At 38.5% G+C, this 15,030-nt stretch carries 5 protein-coding genes; 3 read left to right on the forward strand and 2 right to left on the reverse strand.

The genetic code is table 11. From position 1 onward, the window contains the following. Positions 1-78: 78 nt before the first annotated feature. Positions 79-894 carry a tRNA 2-thiocytidine(32) synthetase TtcA gene (ttcA, locus tag ACY10D_RS05795; RefSeq protein WP_486999819.1) on the reverse strand — a complete coding sequence of 272 codons (816 nt, stop codon included), beginning with the start codon at positions 892-894 and terminating at the stop codon, positions 79-81. Between the two features lie 136 nt (positions 895-1,030). On the opposite strand from ttcA, the gene ACY10D_RS05800 reads away from it, so the two are divergent. Together ACY10D_RS05800 and ACY10D_RS05805 are read left to right on the forward strand one after the other, a co-directional pair. Further along, entirely contained in the window at positions 1,031-3,964 is a 2,934-nt protein-coding gene (locus ACY10D_RS05800; protein WP_486999820.1) for a hypothetical protein, read from the forward strand. Positions 3,965-4,021: 57 nt separating this feature from the next. Then, complete coding sequence (locus ACY10D_RS05805; RefSeq protein WP_486999821.1) at positions 4,022-8,410, forward strand: RCC1 domain-containing protein; 4,389 nt, start codon at positions 4,022-4,024, stop codon at positions 8,408-8,410. 185 nt (positions 8,411-8,595) lie between these two features. Here the strand turns inward: ACY10D_RS05805 and ACY10D_RS05810 are convergent, their stop codons facing one another. Then, positions 8,596-10,170 carry an ATP-binding protein gene (locus ACY10D_RS05810; RefSeq protein ID WP_486999822.1) on the reverse strand — a complete coding sequence of 525 codons (1,575 nt, stop codon included), beginning with the start codon at positions 10,168-10,170 and terminating at the stop codon, positions 8,596-8,598. Between the two features lie 317 nt (positions 10,171-10,487). Here ACY10D_RS05810 and ACY10D_RS05815 point away from each other — a divergent pair, with 317 nt between their 5' ends. Further along, positions 10,488-14,966 (forward strand): RCC1 domain-containing protein, encoded by a 4,479-nt coding sequence (locus tag ACY10D_RS05815; protein ID WP_486999823.1) that lies wholly within the window; start codon positions 10,488-10,490, stop codon positions 14,964-14,966. The last annotated feature ends 64 nt before the right edge of the window (positions 14,967-15,030 follow it).

Here is a 15,030-nt window from a genome sequence, read left to right on the forward strand (position 1 = left end):
TTCACAGCTCAACATCTTTTTTCCTGAACGGTTAAAACTTGAGCTTTAGGGTGACACAGTTGAGTGAACAGTCTCGATTTACGAGCGGGATAGGGATTTAAAATCAAATAGTGTATGATCAAGTAGTTGAGATGGGGCAACCTTTTGTAGTGATGAGAAAATTACTTCTTTGCGTCCGGGTGTTTGTATTTCCATATCACTTAGCATTTCTTTGATTTTTTTGCGTTGTAGATTCTCTTGTGATCCACATAGATTACAAGGAATAATTGGGAAATTCATGTGTTGTGCGTAAGCTATGATCTCATTTTCTGCAACATAAGCTAATGGGCGAATGACAATATTACGTTCATCATCGCTTTTAAGTTTAGCGGGCATTGCTTTGATTTGACCATTATAAAAAAGGTTTAAAAAGAAGGTTTCAATAATATCATCTTTGTGATGTCCCAATGCAATTTTGGTGACATTATGTTCATGCGCGAAATCATACAAAATCCCACGGCGCATACGCGAGCATAAGCCACAAGTTGTCTTGCCTTCAGGGATCACGCGCTTAACCACACTATAGGTATCGCGCTCGATAATATGATATTCAATGCCAAGCTTACTTAGATATTCAGGCAATATCTCCTCTGGGAAGCCCGGTTGTTTTTGATCAAGGTTCACCGCAATAATATCAAAGTCAATAGGCGCTTTCTTTTGTAGAATCAATAACAGCTGAAGTAAGGTATAAGAGTCCTTACCACCTGATAAACAGACCATAACCTTATCATTAGCTTCAATCATATTAAAGTCTTCAATCGCATGCCCGACTTTACGCAAAAGGCGTTTCTCAAGCTTATTTAACGGTAGCTCATCGGGTGTTGTATGAGGTTTTGGAACGGCTATTTCAATCATTTTTTTGGGTAAGTATTAAAAATTTGGCATAGTATATATTTGATTGCTTGATAATGTCATCAAGCTTTTCAATTTCATAAAACAAAATGGATTGGTTATATTCTGCCCTGTGTCAAAAACAAACGAAGGAACCCGCATGACTAAGCCATTTTATAGACCACTTTCACTTTTCTCTATTTTATTCTTTAGCGCTTGTGGCGGTGGAGGAGGTGGTGATACACCAACGCCGACGCCTGTCAAAGCAAAGCTCACTGCTAGTGAAGATATTAAAGCACCTCAAGTGATTCAATCAGGCAAAGCAACAGTATTGTCCTATACTGTCTCAAATCCCGTTATCGAAGCGGTTAAATTGGGTGCGATTGGTCGAGCAAGTAGTAATACAAGCGTTGAGATCGAAAGTTTTGATGTGCCACAGGCAGATGGCGTTGAGTTGACGTATGATTTAAGTTTGCCGCAGAATACTTGTTTTGATCATGAAGGTAAATCTAAGCCACTAATTGCAGGCAGTGAGTGTAATCTTGCCTTTATTGCAAAATTGGATGAGAAAATACACCAAGAAACAAATAAAAACTTAACACTCGCTATTAGAACCTCAGATAATGCTGAAGATTTAGAGATTAATAAGTCATTAAAGTTCGTGCCTGAAAATGATGCACGTTTAATTGATTTATCAACGGGAGTTAGCACCAGCACCTATTTAGCGCCTGGTAAAGTAATCAGTATTGATGTAAAAAATCAATCTAATAAAATAATTAACGCCTTAAATATCAAACTGCCACAGTGGCTACAAGATATCGCACTTGAGTTAACTGCTCTAAATATTGCTGAATTAAAGCCACAAGATCATTTTAATGTGCAATTCAAATTAGCAGCAGATAACAAAACCATTGATGTTTTACAAGCCCATAGCGATGACAAGATAGATGTCATTATTGAAGCGGCAAATGCTAAAGATACGCATATTATTGGTTTTGAGATCACAACATCAATTGTGAATACAGGTATGGTTGAATTTGACAAACCAGAACAGAAAACGGTTGTGTTTAGCAATGCAACAGAGGTACCGTTAGCGATTGATTCTCTCTTACTAGAGAATGTTGCAGATGATAGTGTGATCATCGTTAAAAACACCTGTGTAGCAGGTTCTGACCTAAAAGCCAATGATCGTTGTGAGGTCATTTTGTCAGCCAGTGCTGATGCGCATAAAGCAGATTATGAGCAGTCTATTGGTGTGACGCTTGGTTACCAGCTTGAAGACGGTACATCATTAACGACAGCAGCAGCGGTGCATTTGGCTGATGTGACACTTGATATGCAACAAGATGTTCATATTGAGCAATCACAACAAGGTACCATTAATATCACAAACAATAGTGCTTTTAGTGCTTATCTGCCAGATGCTGATGCTTTTAGTATTATCGAGGATGAAGCACAAAATATATCTGATATTACGATTGACCCTGAATCAGATTGCTTTAATAACAAGTTAGTCCCTGAAGGTGTGTGTACCATTAAAGTCAATACAACACCAGATGCTTTAGCAGGTGCATATGTATTAACAATGTCAAAAGCTAATAATATCAGCGAAGATATCAAAACGAGCTTTTATGTCAATGATCGCGTTCAAAGCATTGAAGTGGAAGCAACTGAAGGCTCATCAAGTGCAAACATGGGGGCTATCAAGTTGACCAATAATGGTCATGGTCAGCTAGAAGATATTGAAATCACAGAGAAACTAGCAACTAATATCAGCATTTTTGATGGTCAAAATGGCACTTCAAGTTATGGTGTTGAGTGGTGCAATGAAACATTATGTCCAAATTATTGTGAGGTATCATCAGGTCAAATTCAATTAGAGGAAAACCAAGCATGTTATCTGTATTTTAATAGTCAGGGGGATATAAAACATGATGATTTTGAATTCCAAATTAATGCACTAAGTCAAACATATAATTTTAATGTGCAGCAAAACACAGTGCTCTTTTTTGATACGAAGAAAAAAGATAACAACGTTCATTTATATTATGCGTTAGCAGACAAAGATGCGCGAGCTTATCATAATGATATAGTGAATGCGCTTCATAATAAAGGAGCAATCATACAATCAATGTACTGGTTGGAGAACGATCCAGAGCACAATACATTAGCAGTTGTAGTTAAGGATGAATCTTCTCCAGCAGGTCCATTTACAAGAGTGGAAATATTAAAGCGTGTCAGCACTGGTTGGATTAACCTTAACTTCCCTTCACAAAAGTATACGTATGTTGGTGCTAAATTCAGTTATAACCTAGATGGAGATATCTATGGTGTTGTCAAAAAAGATCATAGTAATGAGGGCTATGTTATCAAAAGTCACAAAGCGGATCAGCGATATACTTGGAATATCATCTCAGAAGGGACTATCGAAAATGAGGGTGCTTTTGCTTTGATGGGTGCGCCTTTTATGGATACACATGAAAATATCTATATGGGGTCTCACGAGGTATTAATGAAATTTCACCAGAGCTTAGGTGAAGTGATACTATATAAACCTATGTTTAAAAATGAAATAAAGCATACGATCTCTTTCCCTCATCAAGACTATATGGCAGTTATTGCTGTGGAAGGTGAGCATGAGGATAAACCTAGGCTGAAATTATTTGATCATAGCAGCCAAGCTTATGATGACAAAGAAATGCAGGATGATCCCAATGCAGTATATGAACTTTCTGCTGAATTTTTGAAGTTACAGTCAGTAGCAGTTATCCCAAAGGAAATGCAGTTTTTTGCATTGGTAGATACTGATAATCAGACACGTAAGGTTGTTTTATGTGACATAAGTGGTAATCAACTAAATTGTCATGATGTTGCAAGTGTTCCGGCAAACAAAGCAAAAGCAGATACATTAAAGTTAATCGGTAATGACTTATATTTAACTGGTAAATCATCGCTTGATCAAGAAGGTGTTGATATCTATCGACTGGTCGATGGAGGATGGGAAAAATTACACTATAAAATTAGTAACTTAGAGTCAAGCAAATCAACGAATGAGTTGGGGTATCTTTATCACTATCCGCTAATAAAAGCATAAAGCGATCACCTGAATATTTCTAATTTTTGATCAATCAAATATTTCTTTGGAGAAAACATGCTAAAAATAAACTATAAGCCCATGTCTTTGTTATGTGCACTTGCGCTGATTGGTTGCGGGGGTGGCAGCGGTAGTTCAGATACACCAACGCCCACGCCAAGCCCTGGTGTTGAGCCAAGTATGAAACTTATGACAGATACATCACAATCTTATATGAGTGATAGTGATGTGATATTAAGCCTAGAGCTTAAGGTGGAAGATGTGAATAACTTGCATCTTAAATCAGCGGCTGTTAATGAGTCCTTAAAAGTGCTAAAGCGAGAGGTCGTCTCACAATCGCCAGATAGTGCAGTAAAGCTTCAGCTGATGGATGCAATAAATAGCTGCCAACTCAATGAGTTGATGGCAATGGGAGATAAATGTACAGATCAATGGCAGGTTAATACATCAAAAGAAACAGATGAGTTTGAGGGTAAAATAATCTATACAACTAACATGGGTAATGCTGAAGTTGACGTCAAGTTGGTATTTAAGTCGCCCCATGACCCTGAGTTTAATATGGATAAGTTTACGATTTCTGCGATTACACCGATTGGTACTGGCATGACATCGCATGTAACCATAGACAATGCAACCCAACGATCGATTAATAACCCAGAGCTTATATTTCCTGAGGTGATTCGTGATCATGTGGTTGATTTAACCTCAGTTGCAGAGGTCAAAAGTGGCGAAAGTGTGCAGATTTCATTTGCCATTGAAGATTCACAAGCGGCTCTTGACGCATTAAAGAATTGGCAGCAGCAAATGACACAAAATGAGTCATTATTGGAATACAAAAGCGCGCGCTTCCCAGAGGATAAGCATCTACAAAAACCACAAATCTATACGCAGGATTTACAGCTATCAACAAGCAGCCTATATACATTTAATGCTGTAGATGGTCAATACCAAGCTGTGGTGTCATTGCTTAATATCAGTGGTGCTGATATTACCGCGATTAATCATAAGATCAGTGATGATACTAATGATATTACTATTGATCTAGCAAATTGCCAATTTCCATTAGCACATGATAATAGTTGTCTTGCGGTTGTGAATATTAAGCCACAAATTGCCAAGAGAAATCAGCTTGATCAGACATTTGATATTGAGCTACGTGCCGTTGATGTCACGTATCGCGATCCTGCAAATTTGAGCGTGCAGTTAAATAATACAGTTGAGTTAGCAATTACAGAAAAGAGTACATTATTAGCAGGTTATGATAATCAGATTGCGATTGAAAATAAGACCTTGTTGCATTGGTTACCTTCAAATGAGATTGTGGATTATCATATTGTTGACATTGATGGCAATGATATGAGCTCACGCTTTGTTTTAAGTGATGCACTTAAGCAACCATCATGCTTAAGTGCCTTAAGTGTGGCAAAAGGCGATCACTGCTATCTCACGGTGAAAGCACGCTTTGACGAGACAGGTAAACAGTATTTTCTATCACTTTCCAACAGCAATTATGTATCACAGGACACACTAGAGTTGCCTGTGTATACAGATAATGGCATTCAGCCTAGTCAGTTGCTCAATCCTGAGACCGCAATTAAAGATCGTGCGGCATCATTGTATTTTACGATTGCCACACCTGATGAGAAAATCTTTAATGGTTTTGAATTGGTTGGTGTATTGGGGGCTAGCCAAGATACATCGGTGAGTAACAGCTGTGAGATCGGTATGCCAGTTAGTGTGGATAAGCCTTGTCAATTAAAGCTTGATATCCCAGAAAATCAGATAAGCAGTGATCCCTTTGATCCTGAGCTTATCATTAAATGGGCAGATGGCACACAAACCCAAAGTAATATTATTAATATCAATGTCGTTGACCCAACTGCCTCTGGTGAAGATATTAGTGATTTGCCTGACATTGTAAACTTGGCAGCGCAAACAAGTTATGTTGATATTAATCCAGATAGTCTGACATTGTATATCAAAAACATGACGGGAAAAGTATTGATGAATATCAAACCCCAGATTACCGCAGGTTGGTTGGCAGATTTATTTGAGATTAGTGCTTTTGATCATTTAGGGTCATTAGCAGTCAATCAAAGTTTAGCAGTAAGCTTGCCATTAAAATCTGGTGTTAGTGCTGTAGAGCTTGATCAAGCATTAAAAGCACATATGACTGAACTTGTGAACAATGCAGATTTGAGTGATCAAGGCGGAAAAGTCATAGAAATCACAGCGGCTAATGCAGTTGATCATTATCGGCCAAATATTGTGCTTGATACATTCCCGTATATTCATACAGATGATAATGAGAAAAGTATGCAAAGCATTAGCCACATCATGCAATTTGGTAAGCCAGGCATTGAAAATCTTATTATCAATAACCCAACGGCGACAGATTATACCATTGACTTTAGTGAGTCACTGCCTCTGGGTGTTACACGCTTATTAAATGGTGGTTATAATGGCGTTGCCAATTGTAGTCAGATAAGCACATTATCAGCAGGAGCCAGTTGTGCTTTGCGAATGCAAGCCAGTGTTGATGCAACAGAAGGTGTAGGAGATCATGTCGATGTAATACTCTCTTCAGAAAATGCCAGCATTCCAGATACAACGTTACATGTCACCTTTGCAACCAATTATATTTATAAAGTAGGATATGTTCCTGCGCAATCAGCCATTGAAATACCAGTGACTGGCAATCGTAGCTATAACTTGGCACTGACAAATAATGAGCCAGATATGCAATGGCAGCCATCGAATAATCCAAGTGATTATGTGCTCTCACATGTTGCCGGTATTGAAGCTTTGCGCATTGTCGCACCGACGACAACCCCAAGCTGCTTGAGTCACCTAGCAGTTGCCAGTGGTGAGGCCTGCTATATTGGTTTAGAGGTGAGTGATAATGCAACACCACAATCAGACTATCAACTAAGTCTTAATATGGGGTTAAGTAATTTAGCCATTGATGGTGTTGTGGCAGGTCAGATCAATATTGTTGATCACGGCATGGTGAGTGTCAATGTGCAAAAGGATGGGCAAACGATGAGCTCTGCAGCGCCTAGTGAAGTATTTGACATTGTGATCAATGCCCCTGAAAATTGGCGTGAATATGTCTCTACAGACCAAAGTTATGAAGTTGACTTAAGTGATGCGCCAATGCAGTTTGTCAGCGGCAATAGCTGTACTTTATCGTATAACGGGACGGACAATAGTTGCTATATCTCAATTGAAGTTAGTGATGAGGCGCAAACCTCAGAGTATATTTTACATATTGATCCTATCGTAGGTACCACGTTACCGATTGCCCAAGGGGAGAGTATAAAGCGCGTTTTAACTAGGCTATTTCGTTTTCATAGTGTGAGCTTTGGTTCTAGGCATGCATGCGCAATGGATGATAATGCTATGCCATATTGTTGGGGTTCTCCTTATAGAGGTGTTTTAGGCTATGATAATGGCAATGAACATGATTCTTATGCACCACCACTTGCCCCAGCGAAAGTAAAGCTGCCTGAAGGAGTTCATACGATTCAATTGGTTACTGGAGGTTCTAATACATGTTTATTGGATATGAATGGAGATGTTTATTGTTGGGGGAGTAATACTCGTGGTCAAATTGATGCTTCTGATCAAGCTGATTCATATTTCACTTCACCGATAAAAGTTGATTTACCTGAAAAAATGGAAAGAATTTTTTCTCTTGGGGAGGATAGAGTTTGTGCTTTAAGTATTAATGGTCATTCGTATTGTTGGGGGAACGGTAGTAGAGGAGAAATGGGTAATAATACAGAAAAGCATAAAAACGCACCTTCATTGGTAAGCGTGCCTCTAGGTGTTAAGTTTATAGATATTAAGCTTGGATTAAAGTCTGTATTTGCTTTAGGAGATAATAATAAGCTTTATGGTTGGGGGGACTTTAATGGAGAGTCTAAAAGTTTAATTCCTCGAGAAATTGCCATGCCTAACGATATTACGATAGAGAAAATTGGAACTGGAGATTACCACAGGTGTTTTCTAGCAGATAATAGTAAAGTTTATTGTTGGGGATCGGTTATTAGTTCATCTATTTTTCTTTTGGGTAGTGATAGATCGGCAGCGCCTAGTAATGACCCTGTTGAGGTGGTATTGCCAGAGCATGCTAGGGTACTTGATTTTACTGTTGTGAAAATGACGAGTTGTGCATTAACTCATAATAATGAGATTTACTGTTGGGGGAACAATGGCGATGGACAGTTAGGGAATGGTGCTGATACTAGTGAGCGCCCGCCTTTCCCTGTTAAGGTATTGTTACCTCAAAATAGAGAATTTATTGAAATAATCGGTAGTGAATATACGTTTTGTGCAATTGCAAGTAATAATGATCACTTTTGTTGGGGGGATAATAGATATGGCCAAATAGCTGAGGGTTCGAGCCATGAGATTAATATCCCTGTACAATTATTTCCTTGAGGTTATTGGCTTCTCTAGGGGATATTATGCGCCATGATATGAGTATCAATTATCTCAATTTCTAACTCTGTGTATCTTCGGTTAATTTTCATTCTTAAGTTGTCCTTTAAAAAAAGAATAAAAGTAGTAGTCTACGCTACTGTAACCTATGTGGGTGGAGAGCTTCTGAAAAACGGCAAAATCATCTACGATAAATATGCCTCAACTTCAAAGCCATTGATTGAGCGTGTGTTTTGATCAAAGGAAATGCCCACTTGATAAATTGGCAAACCTAGATTCAAAAATTTATGGGCATATTTTCTATCAATAATTTGCTGCAAAGCTTCTTTTGATACATCTTTGTCATTAGCCACTTTAAGTTCAAGAATAATGACCTTGTAATCGGGGATCACAATCGATATATCAATGCGTCCAATGGCAGTTGAGTCTTCGGCAACCACATCATAGCCAAGTCCAGTTAAGTAGCTATAGATGACCGTGCAATAAAAGCCTTCATAGTCTTGAATCGGGTTGTTGCGATACCATTCATTAGGGATAGAGGCATATAAGGCGACCATACAGTCATAAAACGCTTGCCAATCATCACTTAGCAAGCTGTTACTTAAGCGTGTCGTATTGACGGCATTGGCATGTGGGTTCGTGCCAATTAATGATACACAGCTATTAAAAGACGCTTTAACCTCTAAATTAGGATACTTCAGGCGATAGCCAATTTGCGTCCCAATGGAAATCTCTTCTTTGATGGTCAAGTATCCCGCTTGAAATAGTAATGCTTCAAGTGGGATATTTTTCACATCGATATTATCGATAAAGCGTGCTTGCACCTGATAGTTTTCAAAATCAGGCACACGGTAGCGGTTTTTTTGTAATAACTGGATTAAAAATGCAGGTGTATCAGTTTGAAACCAGTAATCTCGGTATTTATATTGATTGCGAATAAACAGTAGAATGTCATAAGGATTATAAACCTTTTGTGCTTCAAGGCCGGCAAAATTATAACCGTTATACCATTTTTTAAGCTTATCTTTATCAACATCAATTAAGTAGTCTTGAAATGATGACTCAAGGTCATTTTGCGTATAGCCACAAACATCAGCGTAGGTTTGCGTTAAGCTGATATCTTCGAGATTATTAAGGCCAGAGAATAAGTTGACTTTAGAAAAACGGGTCACTCCAGTAAGAAAAACAAATCTCAAGTACTCATCATTGTCTTTGATAACGCTATAAAGCCCTTTTAATATCTCACGATTGCGTGTTGCTTTGTGCTCATCTGTGATCACATCTAAAATCGGTTTGTCGTATTCGTCTGTTAAAAGGACAATTTGTGTTTTGTATTTTTCTTTTATTTGCCATATGAGATTATGAAACCGCACAGCGATGCTTTTTCCGCTGACATCAACTGCATAGACTCTGGCTATTTCAGTAATCTGGTTATGTATAATTTCAATAAGTGTTTCTTCTGATTCAAACGCACTCGAACTACCGAAACTCAAATGAATAACAGGGTAAGGGAGCTCCCAATTCCAGTTGCTTTCGGCAAAAGTGTCTTTAAATAACGCTTTATTTCCTAGAAATAGTTGCTTTAGGGTGTCAATGGTTAAGCTTTTGCCAAAGCGTCTAGGGCGTGATAAAAAGAAATAGGTTCCCGAGTTAATCATTCGTATTAAATAATGTGTTTTATCGATATAAATGGCATTATTAGATCTTATTTTACTAAGACTAGCATAGCCAATCGGAAGGTTTTTGCGCTGTGTTGTCATCTATTGGTACCAATCGCCTAAGTCTGTATGAGCGTTTAGCAAAGTATATATTACCGTCATAAATCATTCTACAGAATTTCTACTACTATACCCATCGTAAATCATTTTGCGGTGTTAGGTCATCCCGACGTATTATATATATTGATATTCCCATCATCTATTTCAATTTCAAATACCGTATAAATTAGGTTAATTTTCATACTCAAGCTGTTTTGTAAATGCAGTGATCAATACTGGTCTGAACCTTATGTATGTAGATGAATCATCTTGTCATGCAATGAGGAAATGACAGGTAGAGAAACTTTAAGGAGTATTTTATGCAACCCCCAGTATCTAAATTCGTAACCAAAAAGCGATTATTGCCTGTAATATTAGGCTTTATGCTTAGCGCGTGTGGTGGAGGCGGAGGAACTTCAGATGCACCTGAACCAACACCAGAGCCTACACCAACCCCTGTTGCTTCAGTGCAAATGATGAGTGATCTTTCCAAGCCGTTTATCAGTGGCGAGCCTACGGTCTTACAAATGAAACTAACAATTGATCAACAACGTGATTTGTTGAAATTAGTAGCCGATAATGAGGCGATTGAAATCTTATCCAAGGATATTGTGCTAGCCTCTGGTCAATCATCTGCGGTGGTATTTCAAGAGCTCATATCAGATAACTCATGCCGTATTGGTCAAATGCTTGATATGGGTGAAAGCTGTGTTATTAAATATGAGGCAACTACCTCTCAACAAGTTGATCGTTTTGAAGGAAAGCTTATTTTTACAACAACACTGGGGGTGCACGAATTACCTGTTGTTTTCTCATTTGTTGCGCCTGATGATCCTGTCTTTGATGAAACGCAATATACTATTAATCATATCAAGCCATTTGGTACAGGTCTAAGTGCGAGTATTACATTAGCTAATAACTCTGAGCATGAGATTAATAACCCTGAAGTGATCTTTCCTCAAGTGATTGCAGATCATATGATTAATGTGCAACTGATAGATAGCATTGCACCGCAAAGTATAGCACAGATGACATTTGATATTGCCAATACAATGGAGGCGCAGCAGGCTTTAAAGGCATGGCAAACAATGATGGCAAGTGGTTATGAAAATGCGCTAATCAAATATAAAAGCGCACAAATGGAAGCTAAAGCGCATGATCAAAAGCCACAGTTAATGCTAACAGGTTTGGATATATCACAGCATAGTTTAACTGAGTTTACCGAAAACAATGGTCGCTTAGTGGGTTATTTTTCACTAATGAATGTAAGTGGTAAAACACTCGAAGATTTAGAAGCAACGATCACGCCAAGCACTGAATATATTCATACTGATGGCACTTGCCAGTTGCCGCTTGAAGCCAATCAAAGCTGTTTGATTGAAGTTGCTGTTGACCCTCGTATTGCTCAGATCAATGAATCAGGTGTTGTAAGCTACCAACTACAAATGTTATCACATGATGCAAAATATCGTGATAATGATGACATAAATTTAAGTATCAGCACATTAGTAACACCTGAGATACCATTGCAAGGGCAGTTATTAATCGGTGATCATAGCAATCAAGTATATATTAAAAATACGAACGTAATGCATTGGTTACCTTCAAGTAACGCGAGTGATTATCGTGTGTTTAATGCTCAAGGTGCGGATGTTAGTGATAATTTTGAAATAACAGCAGGGGTTAAAATTCCAGATTGCTTAAGCACTCAAACGCTTAGCAAAGATCAGGGGTGTTATATGAGTATCAAGCCTAAACAAGATGAATCGGGCAATAACTTACAATTACAATTGAACAATAGCAATGTTTCAGCAGATAATCTGCTAACATTACCTCCTTATAGTGACAATGGTATCAAGGCGGAATCTTCACTTAATCCTGATGCTATTATTAAACATAAAGAGGTGTCGTTATACTGGTCAATTGGCGCATTAACAACAAGAACGATCAAAGAAATAACGCTTCAAGGCGTTGATCAATATAGTATTGATCGAAGCATCAGTAATAGTTGTCAGATTGGAAGTGTTGTTGACGCAGATACGACTTGTGCATTAAAAATCGACCTTCCAGCACAAGCAACTGATCTTGATCAGCTTGATTTGCGACTGATGATTCAATGGCAAGATGATACTCAATCAGAAAACACCACAAATATCGATATTATCAATCCAGACGATCAAACCGAAGATGTGACGGTGTTACCAGATATTACTGCTTTAAATGACGCAACAACTTATGTGCGTTTTAGTTCAGCAGGTGCTGAGTTTCAGCTGACAAACACAACAGGTAAAGTATTATCAGGTATTCGTTTTGAGACAAATCCATGGCTTAGCGATTTGCTAGAGGTTATCTCTGATCAAAAACAAGTAGTTGCCGCAGGCCAAAGCATAAATTTCTCACTGCCACTTAAAGAGAATGTTTCTCAAAAGCAATGGCAACAAGCGATTAAAGATCATCTGCAGATGATAAATAACAATCAAAAGCTAGATGCTGAGGGTGGTCAAGTAATGCATATTGCAGCAGATAATGCCTTGTCAATATACCGACCAAGTATAAAAGCACATGTATTGCCACATATTGAACAAGTTAACAATGGGGCAACGAGTGTCGATTTATCACAAGAAATTGTGTTTACTCAAGCACAAACGAAAGCCATTAAAATTGTCAACCCAACAGCATATACTTACGATATAAGCTTTGATGAATCATTACCTTATGGTGTCGAGCGCATTGCATCTGGCGGGCATGATGGCGTTAAGAACTGTAGTCAATTTCCAGTTTTGCAGCCGCATGAGTCTTGCTATTTACTATTCAATGCGGCAGCTGATGCTCATGAGCTGTCAGGTGATTATCTGGATATGTTGCTTACTCCTGCGCCATCTGCTGAGTTAGACTCTATTAGTTTAGGCTTTAGCTTTAAAACAAACTATGTCAATAAGGTAGTCTATGTCCCAAATTCAGCCATTGAAGTGCCCATTTCTGATGTTAAAACCTATCACTTAAAGCTTGAAAATCAAGAAATGGACGTTCAGTGGGTACCATCAACCGATATTAATAACTATATGATTACCCGTAATGGAGATATGTCAGGTGTTGAAATTGTTGCACCTTCTTGGCCGCATCCAAGTTGCTTAGATGGTACGGCAATTGCAAGTAATGGATTTTGTTATATTGGCCTAAAAGTTACAGAAGATGCGACATTGGGTGATGACTATCAATTAAGCCTTAAAATGGGTGAAAGTAACCTTGCTAAAGAGGAGCTTATAGTAAGCAGCTTAAGTATTGTTGAACATGGTACGGCAGATGTGAAAGTCATGAGTGACGGGAAGTTTGTCGATCACTTGGTGGTTGGTGATAATGCATATATTTATATTTTCCCTCCGGCTAATTGGAGTGTCTTGACTGCGGATGATCAACGATATTCAGTGACTGTTGATCATGCTGGTATTACCTTTCCATCGGGTAATCAGTGCAACTTAATCAGATCGCAGCATGATGTTTTCTGTAGAGTACCTATCAATATACCTGACGAGATGACGCCATCAGCGGTGAAATTTACCCTTACGCCAGATGAGCAAACACAGCTTCCATTGGCTAAAAATGAATGGGATATTGATATTAAGGCACAGATGAAAGCCAAGCTAATGGATAGCCATTTTATCAATACTTGCGTAGTTACTGAAGCAAATGAGTTGTATTGTTGGGGTAATAATGACTTTGGCTTATTAGGTCAGCCATCTAATAAGTTGCCACAAAGCGAGAACCCATTAAAGATAGATACATCTAACCTTCAGCAAGGTGAAGTGATTAAGTCTTTATCTGTTGGTAATTTTAGTGCCTGCTTGTTTACGGAAAATGATAATGTCTATTGTTGGGGAATGTCAAAGGCAACAGCTACAGGACAAGAAAGCTATGTTTATAGACCGACTAAAATTGCTCAAGGTGAGATTCCAGTGACCGCACAAATTAAGCATTTAGCGGTTGGTTTACATGATGGATGTGTCATAGCAGGTGATCATGGTAGTAATGCTAATAATCAAGTCTATTGCTGGGGAGAAACTGAAGCTTGGCATACCATGTCTGACCCGAGACCTGGTGTTCCTAGTCTTATTGAAACGGCACGTGCTGCTAATGAAGGTTTGATTGATATTGGTGTGGGTAATCAGCATGCTTGTGCCTTAAGTGATCAAGGGGAAGTTTATTGTTGGGGCGTGAATTCCTCTGGTGAGCTTGGTCAAGGTCGTTTGTCAAGTGGTTCTGAAACTGGTTTGAAAGTTGGTAACGTTTATGTGGGAGGTCATACTTTTGATAGGCTATCAGTTGGTAATCATCATACTTGTGCGTTAGTAAATTTTTATGAGACGAATGTCTTTTGCTGGGGTGAAAATCGTGATGCTCAAGCATCAGGAAAATTATCACAAGAAGATGTGTTGGCACCAGGGTTGTTGTCTCATTTATCTTCAGTTGAGTTTTTAGACAAGTCACAGTTAGTTTATGCAGGTGATGACTCTAGTTGTGCTCTGGGAGAAGACAACCAGTTTTATTGTTGGGGTAGTAATGATTCCGGCAAGTTAGGTACTGGTATTGATGCGAATGATCTTGAGCCTACTGCGATGCTCAAAGGTCAACTTAAAGACGATGAACATTTAATTCAAGTCAATACAGGCTGGCAACATGCATGTGGGCTGAGCAACAAAGGATTTGTTTATTGCTGGGGCAGTGGAGAATACGGCAATATTGGTAATGGTACGTTTAATGATTATGTATCACCACAACGTGTCTATCTGCCTGTTTTATAAAAAAATATATTTTTATCAAATATACCGCTTGTAAGTTATTTTGCGGTATAAATAACCTAAGAGG

It is taken from the genome of Cysteiniphilum sp. (assembly GCF_057495195.1).